This is a genomic window from Chryseolinea serpens, assembly GCF_900129725.1.
In the GTDB taxonomy this organism is placed as follows: domain Bacteria; phylum Bacteroidota; class Bacteroidia; order Cytophagales; family Cyclobacteriaceae; genus Chryseolinea; species Chryseolinea serpens.
Window position 1 is genome coordinate 2,003,223 of the sequence record NZ_FQWQ01000001.1, and the last position, 17,183, is coordinate 2,020,405.

The following is a 17,183-nucleotide window of genomic DNA, read 5'->3' on the forward strand; positions in this document are numbered from 1 at the left end:
TTGTTGACTATTGTTTTTTTAGTATTTTTGTATCAGAAAACTTCAACATGAACGCACTGGACAAACAATTGATTGAAACTGAGCACGTTAAGACCGGCAATTGGGTTAAACTGATTTCCATTTTGAAGCATCAGTTTAACGAATGGGCGACAGCAGCGCTGGCAAAAGAAGGGTTTGACGACTTTAAGATGGTCTATATGCCCGTTTTAATGAACATCTCGCCGGAAGGGTCGAATAACACAGAACTGGCATCCCATGCGCGGGTGACGAAGCAGGCGATGAGCAAAGTGGCACAAGAGCTGCAAAAGCTGGGGTACATTAAGGCAAAGGCAGATCCACGCGACAAGCGGAGCACCACGATCACCCTGACCGACCGCGGCAAGCGGCTGGTGATCAAGGTACGGTTGAGTATTTGCAGTCTTACGGAAGAGTACCGCGGCATGTTCAAAGCGGCCGATTTTGATAAGGCTACCGAAATCCTCAAAAAGATCATAGAGTATAATGATCAGGAACTTCTTCACCGGAAGTGAGTTTTACGGTTTCCCCTGACCTACCCATCGCAATCATACTTCTATTCTGTTCACAATCCCCTATATTTAATGGTGAACATTAATTAACACCCATGCCTCATATAACCATACCCGAAGGAATACCCGGCATACGCGGTCCCCTGTCGCTCCGGCCGGATGTGGCCAAACCGTTGAGTGAATTCACGGAACTTTTGATGCGTGGCGAAAACTCGCTTACCCGAGGAGAACGCGAGCTTATCGCCACGGTTGTCTCGGCCCGGAACAATTGTTTCTTTTGTGAGCAAGCGCACGGCGCCGTGGCACAACATTATCTGCAATGCGACACAAAGGCGATGGACGACTTGAAAGAAAATTTTCAATCGTCAAACCTATCGGAAAAGATGAAGGCGTTGCTGGCGATTGCTTCCCAGGTTCAACAAAGCGGCAAAAGTGTGACACCTGCCTCGGTACAAGAGGCTTATCATGCCGGGGCAACCGAACGCGAAGTGCACGACACCGTGTTGATTGCCGCAGCCTTCTGCATGTTCAACCGTTACGTCGATGGATTGGATACGTGGGCCCCACAAGACCGGGACTTTTATATCGGCCGCGCCCAACAAGCAGCCGAAACCGGCTATACTGTGGCTCCTTTGAAAAAGTAGAGGGCGGGTCAAGTTGAATGTATATTAATGAATAACCCCGGCCTTTAGGCCGGGGTTATCGACTCCCGTTTCAGCAGGGCTTTAGCCCTCGCCTTTCAGGCCGGGGCCCGCAATAATTCGTGATGGTTATCGAATAGCCAACGTAACGTTCCCACTGGTCTGAACATTCACCGGAACGCCGCCGCCATTGATCTTTCCATTGATGTTGTCTTCGTCCATTTCTCCGGTGAAGTTGCTGAGGTTGTTGGTCTTGATCTTATTGCCCCGCAGCTTCAGGTTGAGACCTTGGTTGCCCGGTAGCGACAGGTTAACATTTCCCCCTGAGTTCGAAACCGTAACAAACTTGCCCAGTTGGCTGATCTCCACTTCCATGTTGCCGCCGCTGGTAGAAGCATCGACACTGCAAGCCAGGGCACGCAACGTTACGCCCCCGCCGGACGTGTGGGCCGTGAGTTGGCCTTTGATGTTGTCGCCGCGCACAGGCCCGCCGCTGGTTTCGGCTTCGATAGTGCCATCCAACCGGTTCAGATCGATTCCTCCTCCTGAAGTATTCAACCGGATCTGACCGCTGCAATCATCTACGTCGATGCCGCCGCCACTGGTAGACAGCACGATGTCGCCACCCGAGTCGGTCAGGTTGATGCCGCCGCCCGATGTTTTGCCGCGGACAGTTCCCGTGAGTTTTTTGAGTTCAAGCCCGCCACCACTGGTTGAAAAATTATGCGTGCCCGACAAATTGGTGAGGTCAATACCACCGCCGCTGGTGTTGAGGTCGGTGGAAACATTTTGAGGAACGTAGATCTTGAAAGAAATATTCAGCCCTTGTTTCCAATTCATGTTGTTGTGTTTCGGTTCGGCAACGGCCGTAACTTTATGGCCTGAAACCGACACATCGAGGTTGTAGTCTTCCAATCTTTTTTTGATCTCCTCTTTGGAAAGCGTGTTCCGGTTGTTGTTTCCCGTGATGTATACTTCAATGCGTGTTTCACTGACACTAACTCCCGAAACGGCAATGCCGCCGCCGGACGTCCGGGCATAAACATCGTTCACCGCATCATTCGACAAAGATTTCGTCATGTAGGGGCTATCTTGCGCCAGGCTGGCCGTCCAAACGGTTAGCGCGACAAAAAGGGTGAGCATTTTTTTCATGGTTATAAAATAAGGTGTTTAGTTGATCCGGTCCGTCCATCCCAATCCAATCCATATGCCACGCTCAAAACAGCCCTCAACGGCGCTGTGGGGATGGTGACGTTCTTCCAATGTCCATTTTCAAAGTCCAATGAGCGAATCCGGACAGTGTCGTTGGATTAGGTTGGAGATGTTGGTCTAAAGACTTTCAGCAGATCTAAAAGGTTGCACGCGATTCCGGAGGCGCTCCTAATTTTTCACCCTGACGGTCGAAACACAACGAACCGGCACACCCTTTTGCGTAATGCCTTCGATGGTAATGACGTACATACCCGGTTGATCGGCAGCGAAAAAAGAAACGGTCGCTTCGCCTGTCGTGGCATCGGTTTCCACGGTGGGGTTCCAATATAGTGTAGACCGCCGATCGGTTTTCTTTTCAGCGGGCTGATCGCGCTCGTAGTCGGGCGACGCGAAAATGTCGGCATAGGAGTATCCGGGGACTTTTAGAACGGGAACATTTTTCTTGAGCTGTTCCTGGACGGTGCCGTGCTTGGTGTAAAAAGCCAGTATACCGCTGCCGCCCACGGAACCAAACAAGTTGGCGGCACCTTCTTTCAACTCGATCGACTCGATGGTGGCAGGATCGATCGCGGAGATGATATTCGCCGGCCGGCCGCTCATGATCGCATCGTCTACGGTCACCAACACTTCGGCGGGCATCTTGAGCGATATTTGGCGCTGTATATACACAACCCAACGCAGCCCCTCCCCCTCACTGGCCATTTCGCGCACCACCAACCCGGGAAATTTTCCAGGGAGGGTTTGCAATAGATTACCATAGCTGGCATTGATATCTTTCGCCAACAAGACATGGTCAGGCTTGCCATACGGACGCCGGCTCCGGTCAAATTGCGCAGGGTTTGTTTTGTCACCTTTCACTTCGATGGTCGTCAAGAGTTTGGGCTGTGGCGCTTCATATTCCGGAAAAATTCGTTGTGGGGTGTTTGATGCTGTGGTCGACAGGTGTTTTGTATTATTTGTGGAAGTGATCTTCGCCGGCTCCCGCTGGATCAGGATGGCCTTCCCAAATAATTTTCCGCCGGGCCGCTGACTGTTGACCGTGAATATCGCTGTGTCATAAAAATATAGATCGGCGACCGAAAAGAAACCCTTGGCGTCGGCATGCGCCGCGGCAAAACCTTTTGGTCTCAACTGAAAAATATTCAGATCGGCCTCTTCGGCACGCCCCTGGTCGTTTAAAAAGAGTCCCGAAAAGGTGATGCCACGTTCGGTGACAAATCTTTTTTGGAACCGCAGCCCTTTTTTGTTCTCACGGGCTGAAAAGGTCTCGACAATGTTATCGTTCAGTTTTACATCAGCAACCTGTGCGGAATCCACCACCGACACAGAAAGATTGGCAAGCCATGGCGTCTCGTCTTCATCGGTCGCCACGATCTTCAGACTGATTTTCTCACGGGGTTTGTAGAAAGACTTGTCCGCCTCCACGATAAGCATCTGATGCTTCATGACCGCCTCTTCCTGGTGCTGCGAAACTGCGCGCTCCAGGCTATTCAGCACCGGCAGGGTTCTTTCATAAAGATTGTCGTCGCCAAAATTCCGGTTGTAGTTTGTATAGGCCCGGAGATGATACACTTGCGAGTCCAGGGTGTCCTGAAGATGAATGTTGTTTTGAAACCCGCGATCAACAATTTCACAAATTTTGCCGCAGACAACCGACTTGGTTGTCTTGTCGATCAACTCGACATACACCGTGCGACTCGCACTATCCTGTACGACCGACGCTGGATAATTCACATAACCTTTAAACCAGACCGTCTCGCCCGGATAGTAATAGGGTTTGTCCGTTTGTACATAGATCTGTTCCGGTGCGGGAAGGTCATCCTCTTCTACTGTCCCTGCCTTCGGCGCGGCAGCATCCGGTCTGAAGTCGATGGGCAACATGTCGGCCACCCGGTTATAGCTCATCTCGCCGCTCACGATCACGTCGGTGGGCACCAGCGGGTAGCCTTCCCGGTTCACCACGACGTACTTCTTTTTCAGGGTCATCCAACTCACCTTTCCGGCCACGTCCTGGTAGGTGCGTGTCGTTGCTTTGTCTTTCGTGTAGTGGATCTCCGTTCTTCCATTCAATGCGATGCGATAAAACCCGGGCTTGTCGGCAGACACCAGCTTGGTGGTGTCATAGTAGGCAACGGATTTTCCCAGTTCGGTTTTAAAGTCGGCCGAACGCGTCGTCGTGCCGCGGTAGCCCTCGCGTTCTTCATACAACTCAAAACCCTCGCCGGCAATGCGGTGATCGATCATGGATTTAAAAAGATGGTGGTCGGAGTGATCGTAGGCTCGTGCGCGATTAAGTTGCCATTTCTTGTTCACCTTCTCGTCGCCACTCTGTAAGACGATAAACTGGACGTTGCCCACAATGGCATAGGCTCCGCCCTCGGACCAAAAGCTGGTCAGGTAAAATTTCAGTTTGTAGCCCATGCCCTGGTTGTCGAGTTCGATCGGCGCCGAGGCCGTTGCCAAAAATTTCTTCCCCGATTTGTCTTCCGGAAAATCGATCACCCAGGGATTCAAAATGGAACACGAGGCCGCCAGTTTGTCTTCACCCAAAAATATTTTTTTGAATTTCTTAAGATCTTTTTCCCAGGCCTTGTCATGCCCTGCCGACACTTGCACCTCGGCCAGCATCTGTTCCGAAGGCACCAGCGCGGTTTGCCTGAGAGCGATGTCTTCGCCGGCAACGGTGATCTTCGTCTTGTAGGTCTGGTAGCCCACAAAGGAAAAAATGAGCTCATAACTACCCGGTTGTTTGATGGCCCTCAGCTGGAAGTTTCCCGCACTGTCGGTGACCGTGCCCAGGGTCGTGTTGTTCAGAAAAACGCTGACGAAGGCGATGGGTGCCTGTGATCTGGAATCCACCACTTTTCCAGAGAGGGATTGGGCTGAAGCGCCGTGGGTAAGAAAAATTACGAGCAGCAAGCTCCACAACGGCGAGCGCATGGGTGGTTTAGGTTAGACCACTAAATATACATTGCTGCCGACTGCGGCGCAAGCTGCTCGCAGACCCGTGTGATGACAGGCCGGTTTCCTATTGAGGCCGGACCTGGTTCTCAATAAAATTCCGAAACGCAACCGCCACTTCTTCCAAAATGGCCGGCGATGTTTTCGAAGCGTCATCACGCTTCATGTGAAAGTAGGGATGGCTATAGGCTGCTCCGGCCACGTTCGGATAGCCTTTGTCGATCACGTAGATCAATTCGCCGCCCGCGCGTTGTGTCGTCGGCCATTTATTGCCCGATACATCTTTAAAGGCATCCTGGAAAGACGTCGCGACAGCGCTACTGTAGAAAAAATTCCGGTTGGCGTCCACTTTGTCTTCTTTGACCAATCCCGATGGCGTGGCCTTCCATGCCAGCGTTGCAATGCCGGCGCCGAGATGGACCCACAATTTTGTTTTGTCCACCGGCGGGGCGCCACCGTCGAGAAATGCCTTCGCTCCCCAACCGCCGAGCTCGTGGCCCGAGTTGCCGGTGAATACAAATGTGTAGGGCAATTTCTTTGCCGCTGCCCACTGCGCCAGGGCCAGCCAGGTAGCAACACCCGGTCCGCGTTCACCACCACAACCAAACCATCCGCTGATCGGCGTCGAGACCACAACGTATTGATCTCCATTTCCAATGGTGCCATAAACATTGCGCGCGGTCACCTGCTTGAACGTTCCCTTGAGGGTGACCTTGACGGTCTGTCCCTCCTGCGCTAACAACTGCCTGGCATCGCCCGGCGACACCAGGACGATCGGTGCCTTCCAGGGTCGGGCTGCTTTGGGCGCATTGAGGGCCGCAATTTCTCCTGCTTCACTTTCTGTGTAGCCGATAATAGCCTTCGCTCCGGCCGCAATTAACCCGCTCAATTTCTCCAGGAGTTGCTGACCGCTTTGTCCCGGTTGATCGGAGGTGAAGTTCACCACCACGATCTTATCTTTCACGCTGGTGGCTTGCGCCGTCAACGCTCCTTCCACGTCGAGCTTGATGCTGTCGCTGACATACCAAAACGGAAAAGCTTCGAGCGCACGTTTTTTTGAATCGGTCACCCGCACGACCTCGGGAAAAAATTGCTTCAATGAAAACTCGTAGTACTTCACCGTGTAGCCCGATGCCGCCAGTTCCTTGCCCAACCACTCGGAGGTGGCGAAGTCGGTGGGCGTGCCGGTGCGGTGTTCGCCGAGCGAAACATAGCGGGTCACCGTGCCGAAAAGTTTGCTGCCCTCGAAAGCGGATGCCGCGGGATTAGGTTGAGCGAATGCCGAAGCAGTGGCCCATAATCCCATAAAAAGAAAAATGCGTTTCATAAAGAATTCGTTTTGTTTATTTCTTCAACTTTAGTTCGCCGATAGCCAGACCGTGCTCACCGGCAACGGAGTAGAGCAAGTACCATTTGTCGTTCTCCTCAAACAGGTAAGGATCGCGAAGCTGGTGCGCTTTGCCATAGTACAATCCCGCTTTCGATTTTTCAATGGGCAAGTCGCCACCCTCGTAGGCTTCTTTTGATTCCGCTACCGTGATGGGTGACGTAGGCGTCCATCCATTCCAATCCGCTTGTAAAGGGATTTTCGACAGCAAAATTCTTTCCGGCTCATCCCCCACGCGCGAATAGAACACCCACAACGTGTTGCCCACGACCTTCACAGCAGCATGACGGAGGGTGGATGGATTCTGGACTTTCAAAAAAGGATTCGGACCTTTTTCAAAGGGCGTGCGGCCGTCTTTCGACCGGTATATATGGCTGGATCTACCGATGGCATAATACGAACCGTTCCATTGGAACACGCGAAAGTAGGATTCGCCCAACAACACGTCGTCTGATTTGAATCGAAGACCATCCGACGACACCGCCCGCAGGGTGTACTGTCCCTTCACGCCGTTCATCACCTGCGGGCAATGATAGTACAGAACGATCTGTTTGCCGAGGGAATCGATGAGCACATCGGGTGAAGCCACATGTTGAACATTGTCGTCCGAATTTTCCGCACCCTGGTGACGAACGCTTTCGCCGGTTCCTACAGGGGCGTTTTTGCAGATGCAATCCTCCAACTGCAACGTGCCCGGTTGATAAATTTTCCAGGGGCCTTTCAAATCATCCGCATAGGCCAGGCGAATGTACTTTCCTTTGTGATGCGCAAAATACAAATAGTATTTGCCCAACTTGTTCGTGACCCAGTCCGGAACTTTGATCAGCGAGGGGCCATTGATGTTGTCGCCTTCCAGCTTGGGCAACAAGCCTTCGTGGATGATGGGATTGACAGGAAAGCGCTCGAAGGAGATGTCCTGAGCGACGGCACCCACCTCCCAAATCATGGACGCGATAAAAAGGATGGAAGTTATTTTCTTCATAGTCTTAGAAAAGAAAGGATCCAATGCCATGCGGCATGGATCCCCTCCCACGTGTTTTATTTATATTCAATGGTAACGCTCTTCAGCTTGCCGGTGAAACGGAACGGCACCTTGTAGCGATCCGACACGGGCGAGTTCAGGTCCGCCCCCACATCGATGCCGTCTTTGTAGGACGCGATGTATTTGATATCGGCGACCGTGATTTCCCGTTCGGCCACTTTGGTGTCGTTGACGAAGATGGCTTCCGATCCTGCGGGAGCGGTGTTCGCGCTTTTTTCCGGCGGGGCAACATAGGTCAACTCAAATCTCAGTTTCACCTTGCCTGCAGGTAATGTCTGCTTTGATTCGAGGTGCGCGATCTTTGACCCCGTATTATGGGCCACCTGGAATTTGCCGTCCTTCACAAACAGGCTCAATCCATCGAAGGCTCCACCAGTTGCAAACAGGACACCTTGATCCTTGGCTGTCGACAGGTCCACATCGGCCGTGATCGCAAATGACTGCTCGAGAAATTGAGGGCCGCTGAAATTGAGCAGTTGATCCACGCCATTGTAGAGAACGATCTTATCTTTTTTCCCGAACGCACTACGCGCCCGCGTGCCGCTCTTCGCCCCGTCGTTCAACGGATAGACGTTGTATTTATAGGCTTCGGTGTCGAATGCGTCCTGGAGCTCTTTCAACTTCTCCGGATTTTTTGCGGCCAGGTCATGGCGCTCGTTGAAGTCTTCCGTGAGGTTGTGCAGTTCCCATACATCCTGCGCGAAGTCCGTTCCCGGCACGTGATAGACGGAAGCCTTCCAGCCGTCTTTATAGATGGCACGTTTACCTTTGATCTCATAGTACTGGACCGTGTGACGCGACGGTGCGTTGGCGTCGTCGATGGAATACACCAGGCTGGTTCCTTCAAACGGTTTTTGTTTCACACCCTTGATGGTCTCCGGCACAACGGCACCCACCAGCTCTACCGTGGTCGGCGCGATGTCGTTCACGTGACCGTACTGATTCCGGATGCCCGGGGTCTTGATCTTCCTGGGATAGAAAAGGATCAGCCCGTTGTGCGTTCCACCTTCGGAGTTGGCATCGGCCTTCCATTGGCGGAACGGTGTGTTGGTGGCTTGCGTCCAGCCATAGGGCGCATCGGAAAAGGATTGCTCGGTGCCAAACTTGTCGATGTTCTTCAACGCTTCCGCTACCTGCTTGTCGGACTCCAGCCCGCTGATGTACGGGTTTAGGCTGCCGTGTTGGGTGCTGGGACTCGACCCGTTGTCGCCCACAATGGCAATGATGACAGTGTTGTCGAGTTCGCCAATTTCTTTCAGGTAGTTCACCACGCGACCCAGTTCGTGATCGGCATGGGTCATGAAGCCCGCATAAACTTCCATGTAGCGGGCATATACTTTTTTCTCGTCGGCCGAAAGGCTATCCCATGCCGGCACTTTCGGGTTGCGTTCGGGGAGCTCGGCATTCGCGGGCACTACCCCCAGCTTCTTCTGGCGTTGTAAAACTTCCTCACGATACCAATCCCAACCCTTGTCGAACTTGCCCTTGTAGGGATCGCTCCACGACTTCTCCACCTGGTGCGGCGAGTGCGTGGCGCCCGTGGCAAAGTAGAGGAAGAACGGTTTCTCCGGAGCCAGCGACCGTTGATTGGCAATGTACTTGATGGCTTTGTCGGCCAGCAAGGTGGTGACGTGTTTGTGGTTGGGCTCCACATCGATCACGTTGTTGTCCTCGTATAGATTCGGATGGAATTGGTCGGTGTGGCCCAGATGCCATCCGTAGAAATGATCGAACCCGATGCCCAGTGGCCAGCGATCGAACGGTCCCACCGGCGTGATCTCGTTGATGGGCGTAAGATGATATTTTCCTACGGCGTAGGTGTTGTAGTTGTTTTCACGCAGGATCTGGGGAATGGCGGCTTTGTCGGCGGGCAGAATGCCATCATAGCCTGGGAAGCCCGTGGCCGTTACGGGGAACAGGCCCATGTGTACCGAGTGTGAATTGCGTCCCGTCAGCAAGGCTGCGCGCGTCGGCGAGCAAATGGCCGTGCTGTGAAAGTTGGTGTAGCGCAGACCGTGGTTGGCGAGGCTGTCCAACGTCGGCGTTTCCATCAGGCCGCCAAAAGCGCTGGACGTTCCATACCCGGCATCGTCGATGAGGAAGTAGACAACGTTGGGTGCGTCCTTCGGCGCCTGTTTTTTCTCCGGCCACCACTCCGTAGACTCGGCAAAGGTCTTGGCAATTTTTCCTTTGAATTCGTCCGTGGACGGAGTCTTCGCCGCGGGATCGGTGACGTTGCCCGAGTGGCAGGCACCCAACACGAATGTGACGACTAAAAAACGTACGGGCTTCATCAGCACGCCGCGCAAACGATTATCTATTTTTATCATAGCGTATTCAAATTTTGTAAGGTTGGTTTAGGATGATCTCAAAGCGTTTTCTCCGCCGCCTGCTCCACGACGACACTTTTCACAACACCCGTGAACGGATGGGGGCCCGCATAGCGCTTCGTCACCGGCGAGTTCAGGTCTTTGCCTACGCTAACGCCATCGGATCCAAACGACGCGATGTACTTCACGCCGCCCTCCACGGTTTGTTTGCCCACGGGTTGACCATCTACCGAAAGCGATACGACGTTGCCTGCGAGATACTCCACGGTAACCGTGTGCTTGCCTTTGGAGAGCACCTTGGAAGCAGTGATGACGGTTTCGGCGACGCCGTCGTTGAGTAGATAATACAAGGTGTTGCCCTGGAAGAATAAGCTTGTGCCACCCGTCAATCCACCACTGGCAAATACCACCCCTTCATTTTTATCGCGCGTCAATTCGATGTTCGCCGTGATCGTGACCGGGCCTTTGCCGATGTTGATCCGGGTCTTCACCGTCGTGCCTTCCAGGATGATCGATTTGGATTTTATTTCAGGCGCAGCCATTCCCGCGCGGAAATTTTTTAAAGGGTAGACGTTGTATTTTTTTGCCTCCTGGTCGAAGAGCGCTTTCAACGCTTCCAGCTTCTGCGGATTCCTGGCGGCAAGGTCATTGGTCTCGTTCCAGTCTTCGTTCAGGTTGTAAAGCTCCCATTTGTCTTTGTCGAACGGCGCAGGGTTGAAGTGAATGTCGTCGGTCGGCGCTTCGCCAAACACATTGCGCGGGTGATAGACCGACGCTTTCCAGCCGTCCTTGTAGATGGCCCGGCCGCCGTGGAGCTCGTAGTATTGTAGCGTGTGCCGGCTTGGCGCGGCGGCATCGGTGAGCGTATACGCCAGGCTGGTGCCGTGGAGGGGCATCTGCGGGTAGCCGTTGATTTCGGTTGGGATCTTTAGACCGGCAAGGTCGGTCGTTGTCGGCAAAATGTCGACGACATGGCCGTACTGTGTGCGGATGCCACCTTTCTCGCGAATGCCTTTCGGATAATGAATGATCAGCGGATTATGTGTAGCACCCTCGGCATTCACATCGCTCTTCCAATACCGGAAAGGGGTGTTGGCGGCTTGCGACCAGCCCAGCGGATAATTCTCGTTTGTAAATTCCGTTCCCAGTTTGTCGTATTGACTCACCAAAAAAGGAATGTCATGTCCTTTCGATGTCACGGATGCACCCGTGGTGCCCGTATACGATCCCTCCTTGCTTCCACCGTTGTCACCAATGACCACGAAGATCAACGTGTTGTCCAACTCGCCGATCTGCTCGAGATAATTCACAAAGCGGCCGATCTCATGATCGGTGTAGGATAAAAATCCGGCATAGACCTCGAAGAAGCGGGCAAACACTTTCTTTTCGTCGGGACTCAGCGTGTCCCAGGCCTTCAGGTTTTGCTGGCGCGGCGGGAGCTTTGTTCCCTTGGGAAGGATCCCCAAGGCTTGCTGACGTTTAAAAACGTCTTCGCGATACTTGTCCCAACCGCCATCGAACTTCCCTTTATATGTATCACTCCACTCCGGGGCCACCTGGTGTGGGGCGTGCGTGGCTCCCGTGGCCAGGTACAAGAAGAAAGGTTTTTCGGCATTCGCCGATTTTTGATTGGCCACATAGGAAATGGCTTTGTCCACCAGCAGTTCGTTCAGGTGCTTCGTGTTTGGCTCGATGTCGATGGCGTTGTTCTCTTCCACCAACACGGGATGCCATTGGTCTGTGGCGCCACCTAAAAATCCATAGAAGTGATCAAAGCCGCGGCCGGTAGGGTAACGGTTGAAAGGCCCGGCAGCGGTGAGGTCGATGGGGCGATTGCCGTGCCATTTGCCCAGGGCATAGGTGTTGTATCCATTCTCCCGGAAGATCTCGGCCACCGTTCCGGCTTCGAATGGAATGTCGCCATAGTATCCCGGCGCACCGATCCCCAATTCCGCATGATGCCCCATGGCAACGCTGTGTGCATTTCGCCCGGTGAGCAACGCGGCGCGGGTGGGACTGCAAATTCCGGCAGTATGAAAATTTGTGTAGCGAAGCCCGTTGCCCGCGAGTTTATCGAACGTAGGTGTTTCAATGAGACCGCCAAAGGTCGACGTGGCCCCAAATCCCACATCGTCCAGCAGGATCCATACCACGTTGGGTGCACCTGCTGCAGCCTTCACGCGGGGGGGATACCATTGTTCGGATTCATCCAAAGTCCGTCCAATCTTTCCCTGGAAGGGCTGAAGCGGATCGTGCTGTGCCCACGCTGCCAAACCGGTGATGACGATGGCAAAACCCGTCGCAGCGATATTCTTCATGTTCATGTTGATGTTCGTTTATTTTAGATCAGGTGTAGGAGACTCACTATTCCCGGAAAACTAAAGGCAAAGCGATGCCACGCTCAGGCTATGCAGAGACAAGCCTCATCCGGGGAAATGCATTAAAGCGAATGGAGACGGTAGTAGAGCGGATTTAGCAACAACAACAACGGAGCCTATCCGTCATTTTTTTCACGATTGCGCCGGGGCCAAGGGGGTCCTTGGAAAACATTTTCATTTTCATGTTGCTTAAAAATTTTATAGCTCCAATTGATCATTGGTAGGAGTTAGCACCTTATCCTGGTGGCGACAGGTTGCTAGAAGATCGTCGAGCCCATTCTCTCCCTTCTTCGGTATAAAATCAATCTGGTGGGAATTGATTGTCTATATAATCGATAGACAAAGAAATGATATCGTTTCGGAAATACCAAGAAATTGTTGATAAAAGTATTTTATCAACATAAGCGGCAAACTTTGACCCATTTGGCGGTAATACTTTTACGGTCAAAATACGTAATAACGGTAAAGTTATTCCGAACCACCAAAACTCAACCCCTATGAAATTCATTCCCCTCGCACTCCTGCTACTGCTCGGCTATGCGGGAAAAGCCCAACCCAAAAATGCCGATTTGCCCGTGCCCCCTTTGGCCTTCGACCCCAAAGGAGAGTTGCTCCTCTCCCCTTCTGCAACGTCGTCGAAAAATGACTTCGATTTTTTTGCGGGGAATTGGAAAATCCACAACCGGCTGTTGAAAAAGAAACCCGACAACACGACCGAATGGACGGAATTCGAGTCCACGCAAGAGATGCACATTATTCTCCGGGGCATCGGCAATGTTGACAACTTTATCGCTGAGCGCAACGGCAAACCTTTCGAAGGCATGACCTTGAGGTTGTTCAATCCACAAACCCGGTTGTGGAGCATCTATTGGGCAGATTCCAATTTTGGTGTCCTGGGCTTGCCGCCTGTGGTGGGTTCCTTTGAGAACAAGGTCGGTCACTTCTTCTCGAAAGATAACTACGATGGCAAAACCTCTTTCACCGTCTATCGCTGGGACGCCCGCGATGCCAGCAACCCCGTTTGGAGCCAGGCCACGTCGGAGGATGGGAAGACTTGGGAATGGAACTGGTTTATGTATATGCGCCGTTAAATACCGTTTGAACCGCCTCACCTTCCCTGAAGCTTCGGCGAGCAAGGAGAGGCGGTTCAATGTATTTTTCTGTGCACGAGAAAACCTTCCCCAACTGTAACTCATTTTGACGCTACCCATCCTTTCTTCTTACCTTTGAAAATGACAAAAAATGGCGACCCCTTGCTGGACGAGAATTTTCAGATCTTGCATCAATTTCTAGTCAACCACTACTCCTTCCCCGACCGCGACAGCCGCCATGTCTTTAACAAATTTCAGTTTGTGGATGTAAAAAAGAACACCACCCTTCACCAACAGAATCAAATCTGCGAGTACGCCTATTTTATTTGTCAAGGTTGCGTCAGGACTTTTTTCACAAACCGGAAAGGCGAAGAAAACACCCGCTACATCGCCTTCGAAAACAATTTTGTCAGTGCATTCTCCAGTTTCATTACACAGACACCGTCCCTCGAAAATGTGCAAACCCTGGAGAATTCGAAACTGCTAAAAATAAAACAGAGCGACTTCTTTAGTCTTGTCAACCACCATGCAACGTTTTCAAAGCTCTATTTACATTCTCTGGAGCAAGCCCAGGTCATTAGCACCTGGCGGCTCGAGACCATGCTGAGTATGACGGCGAAGGAACGCTATAGAGATCTGCTGGAGCGAATGCCACAAATCGTTTTGCGATTGTCCAATAAACAAGTCGCTTCCTTCCTGGGCATCACCCAGGAATCGTTGAGCCGTTTGAAAGCCCGGAAATAATTCGGCTAAGCGTTTTTTATCATTTGTCAATGTTTTCTTTCCCCCTCCTCCATAGTTTTGACGCAAATCAAAAAAAAGAAAACAAGACTATGATGAAGCAAATAAATTATGGAATCGACGGACCGAAGTTTGTCCGGAATTTATTTCTGTTTGTTGTTATTTTTTATGCGACGGCCCTGGCCTTTCCAAGATTCCAAATTGGCCAAGTGACGGTCAACACTTTCGCTTTGACCTTTTGCCTGGGCTCCCTCTGTTTGGCCGAAGGGGTGCTGATGCTTTTGTATGCCTGGAAAGGAAAGTTTGCGCACCGCGACAGGATATTAAACCTGGTCCATTGGAAAGGCCATGAAACCGTACTGGACGTAGGAACCGGTCTTGGGCTTCTCATGATCGGAGCCGCCAAACGATTGACCAGCGGCAATTCCATCGGCATCGATATCTGGAATAAGGACGATCTGTCCGAAAACTCTTTCACGAAGGCGAGTAAAAATGCCGTGCTGGAAAATGTAGCCAACAAAATTGAACTGAAAGAGGAGAACATCCTCCAGACCAGTTTTCAAAATAATCACTTCGACGTGGTCCTCAGCAATTTGTGCTTACACAATGTGGGCGACAAAGAAAATCGAAAAACAGCCTGCAGGGAAATTCATCGCATTCTAAAAAAAGGAGGCGTTGCCATTATCTCAGACATCGTACACCATGGCGAATACAAAGCGGCATTCCAGGAACTGGGAATGACCACGGAAAAAGTCGGAACATTCTATCTAAATACCTACCAGCCTTTGACCATCATTAAAGCGGTGAAGAACTGAGTCCGGCGTCCTTAGTCCTGCGTCGTTGGTACTCAGGGCTAAGGACGAACGACTCAGGACTATAAATACAGTGTTCCCTCCATAACAATGACCGAAGACCCACTCACCCAAATGCCATCACTTGAAACGTTCACACGAATGGAGGAAGGATGCTTTACGGCTGTTCCCTGGAGAATCCGGTAGTCCTTATCTTTTTTTATGTGGCCGAGTTCTTCCAGGTAGCCTGCCAATGGGCCGGCGGCTGTGCCCGTTGCAGGGTCTTCATCGATCCCGATGCCGGGATTGAAGAATCTTGCTTCGGCGAGAAACTCTGGATTGGGTTGGTTTGTAGTGAAGAGGTAACAACCTTCGAAACCATATTTTTGGGAGGTCTCTTTTAAAAGCGATTTGTTGGAAACTGCCTTTTGCAAAACATCCTGGTCCTTTACCGGGACCATCAGGTGGGCGACCTCTGTTTGTACAACGTTGATCTGCCAGCCGTTCAAATCCAGATCATCAGGGGTTAACCCAACAGCTCTAGCCATCACGTCGGCGGGCACCGTGCGGATGACTTGGGCTGGTGCCTGTTTCATGGCAACGTAGGGAAGACCGGCCTCCTCGGTAATCCTGACCGGGATCCGGGTGTCCTTGATCATGACGTACGGACTTCCCTGCTGGTTCTTAAAAATATCCCAACCCTTTAATAAAGCCAGACACACGGCCCCCAAAAGATTATGCCCGGCACCGATCACCTCAAATTCTGCCGGTGTAAAAGAGCGAACCACCAGGGCATTCTCTTTTAATGAATGGCGTATGAACGATGTTTCGGAATACCCAAATTCCCTGGCGATGTCGTGGTATTGGCTGAGCGTTAGGTCTTCATCGCTGTATACTACTGAAAGTTGATTGCCTTTATATTTCTGATCGGCAAATACATCCAAAACATAATAATCTAATTTTTTCATATCCGTGGTTTTATGCCGTTCCATGACGCCAATACTACACCAAAATTAAAGAACAATCATTTATTATCTTTATGGGTTAACTTGAAGTAACCGGTTACCCCGACGTAACCATCATGCCTATGGCCACCATAAACAATAACGGAAAAATACAAGAAGCAACGTGTGAACAGGAACTGGCGGCGATCATCGACAGCCTCGAAATATTGGGCGGAAAGTGGAAACTGAGAATCATGCGCCACCTGAATAACCACGCCTCCGAAACGAATACCTTTAAAAAGATCCAGCGCGAGGTGGAAGGGATCTCGTCCAAGATGCTGGCGAAGGAGTTGCGCGACCTGGAAATAAACCTGCTCGTCACCCGGACGGTATTGGATACCCGGCCGGTGAGTGTGAGTTATTCCATTACCGAATATGGTCTGAGTGTTTTGCCGGTGAATGAAGTGCTGGTGCAATGGGGATTGAATCACCGGCAGAGATTAAGGCTCTCCTAGAATTTGTATCTCTCTCTTAAACAATCTTCGCGGCATACAGTTATGTTAGGTTTGCGGGTCTGACGCGCCGCTTGTCGTTTGTCATCCCACAGACCGTGTGAAATTGATCTTTTTGCAGGATGTTCATCAAACATAAGCGGGGGCGGTTTGTTGGTAGTTATCAGTTATGATGTAAACAAACTCACTAAAACAATTAAACTATGAACGCAAGCATAGAATTTTTAAACCCGGAAGAAATGTTGAAAAATCCTGCTTTCAGCCAGGTGGCCGTTACAAAAGGAAATGGCAGTACCATTTATATTGGTGGGCAAAACGCCATTACAAAAGATCTGGAAATCATCGGGAAGGGTAACATCGCGTTGCAGACCGAATATATTTTGAAGAACATTGAGGTCGCTCTAAAATCGGTTCACGCCGGTTTGGATGACTTGTTTAAACTGACCATTTATATTGTGCAAGGTCAGGACGTGCGGAAAGGTTTTGAAGGGGCCCAGGGGTTTTTAAAAAAATTGAAGAATCCGCCCGTCATCTCCGGAATTGTTGTGGCCGGTTTAGCAAATCCTGATTATTTAGTGGAAATTGAAGCGGTTGCGTTCAAAAAAGACAAGTGAAGGATGGTCCGG

14 protein-coding genes and 1 riboswitch are annotated in these 17,183 nt (G+C 51.4%); of the genes, 7 read left to right on the forward strand and 7 right to left on the reverse strand.

Annotated features, from left to right (window positions below; all coding sequences use genetic code 11):
- Nucleotides 1–47: 47 nt before the first annotated feature.
- Both BUB30_RS07835 and BUB30_RS07840 read left to right on the forward strand, forming a co-directional pair.
- Nucleotides 48–530, forward strand: a complete 483-nt coding sequence (locus BUB30_RS07835; protein WP_073132532.1) for a MarR family winged helix-turn-helix transcriptional regulator — start codon at nt 48–50, stop codon at nt 528–530.
- 92 nt (nt 531–622) lie between these two features.
- Nucleotides 623–1,171 (forward strand): carboxymuconolactone decarboxylase family protein, encoded by a 549-nt coding sequence (locus BUB30_RS07840; protein ID WP_073132534.1) that lies wholly within the window; start codon nt 623–625, stop codon nt 1,169–1,171.
- Between the two features lie 126 nt (nt 1,172–1,297).
- On the opposite strand, the gene BUB30_RS07845 is transcribed toward BUB30_RS07840, so the two are convergent.
- The 6 genes from BUB30_RS07845 to BUB30_RS07870 form a co-directional block, all read right to left on the reverse strand.
- Entirely contained in the window at nt 1,298–2,320 is a 1,023-nt protein-coding gene (locus BUB30_RS07845) for a DUF4097 family beta strand repeat-containing protein (RefSeq protein ID WP_073132536.1), read from the reverse strand.
- A gap of 228 nt (nt 2,321–2,548) precedes the next feature.
- Nucleotides 2,549–5,320: a carboxypeptidase-like regulatory domain-containing protein gene (locus BUB30_RS07850; protein WP_073132538.1), complete on the reverse strand. Its 2,772-nt coding sequence runs from the start codon at nt 5,318–5,320 to the stop codon at nt 2,549–2,551.
- Between the two features lie 88 nt (nt 5,321–5,408).
- Nucleotides 5,409–6,668, reverse strand: a complete 1,260-nt coding sequence (locus BUB30_RS07855) for a hypothetical protein (protein ID WP_073132540.1) — start codon at nt 6,666–6,668, stop codon at nt 5,409–5,411.
- 16 nt (nt 6,669–6,684) lie between these two features.
- A complete protein-coding gene (locus tag BUB30_RS07860; protein WP_221408669.1) occupies nt 6,685–7,710 on the reverse strand; it encodes a glycoside hydrolase family protein in 1,026 nt (341 codons plus the stop codon).
- Nucleotides 7,711–7,766: 56 nt separating this feature from the next.
- Nucleotides 7,767–10,100: an arylsulfatase gene (locus BUB30_RS07865; protein WP_143164808.1), complete on the reverse strand. Its 2,334-nt coding sequence runs from the start codon at nt 10,098–10,100 to the stop codon at nt 7,767–7,769.
- Nucleotides 10,101–10,138: 38 nt separating this feature from the next.
- Nucleotides 10,139–12,424: a sulfatase-like hydrolase/transferase gene (locus tag BUB30_RS07870; protein ID WP_143164809.1), complete on the reverse strand. Its 2,286-nt coding sequence runs from the start codon at nt 12,422–12,424 to the stop codon at nt 10,139–10,141.
- Between the two features lie 249 nt (nt 12,425–12,673).
- Nucleotides 12,674–12,780, reverse strand: a riboswitch (SAM riboswitch).
- A gap of 195 nt (nt 12,781–12,975) precedes the next feature.
- On the opposite strand from BUB30_RS07870, the gene BUB30_RS07875 reads away from it, so the two are divergent.
- The 3 genes from BUB30_RS07875 (at nt 12,976) to BUB30_RS07885 (ending at nt 15,125) form a co-directional block, all read left to right on the forward strand.
- Nucleotides 12,976–13,569, forward strand: coding sequence for a hypothetical protein (locus BUB30_RS07875; RefSeq protein WP_221408670.1), 594 nt, complete (start codon nt 12,976–12,978; stop codon nt 13,567–13,569).
- A 141-nt stretch (nt 13,570–13,710) separates the two neighbouring features.
- Nucleotides 13,711–14,313 carry a Crp/Fnr family transcriptional regulator gene (locus BUB30_RS07880; protein ID WP_073132542.1) on the forward strand — a complete coding sequence of 201 codons (603 nt, stop codon included), beginning with the start codon at nt 13,711–13,713 and terminating at the stop codon, nt 14,311–14,313.
- 89 nt (nt 14,314–14,402) lie between these two features.
- Nucleotides 14,403–15,125 (forward strand): class I SAM-dependent methyltransferase, encoded by a 723-nt coding sequence (locus tag BUB30_RS07885; protein ID WP_178377047.1) that lies wholly within the window; start codon nt 14,403–14,405, stop codon nt 15,123–15,125.
- A 59-nt stretch (nt 15,126–15,184) separates the two neighbouring features.
- Here BUB30_RS07885 and BUB30_RS07890 read toward each other — a convergent pair whose 3' ends face one another.
- Complete coding sequence (locus BUB30_RS07890) at nt 15,185–16,069, reverse strand: PhzF family phenazine biosynthesis protein (RefSeq protein ID WP_143164810.1); 885 nt, start codon at nt 16,067–16,069, stop codon at nt 15,185–15,187.
- A 119-nt stretch (nt 16,070–16,188) separates the two neighbouring features.
- On the opposite strand from BUB30_RS07890, the gene BUB30_RS07895 reads away from it, so the two are divergent.
- Entirely contained in the window at nt 16,189–16,560 is a 372-nt protein-coding gene (locus BUB30_RS07895; protein WP_073134959.1) for a winged helix-turn-helix transcriptional regulator, read from the forward strand.
- 263 nt (nt 16,561–16,823) lie between these two features.
- On the forward strand, nt 16,824–17,171 hold the full coding sequence (locus BUB30_RS07900) for a RidA family protein (RefSeq protein ID WP_245804044.1): 348 nt from the start codon (nt 16,824–16,826) through the stop codon (nt 17,169–17,171).
- Nucleotides 17,172–17,183: the final 12 nt, after the last annotated feature.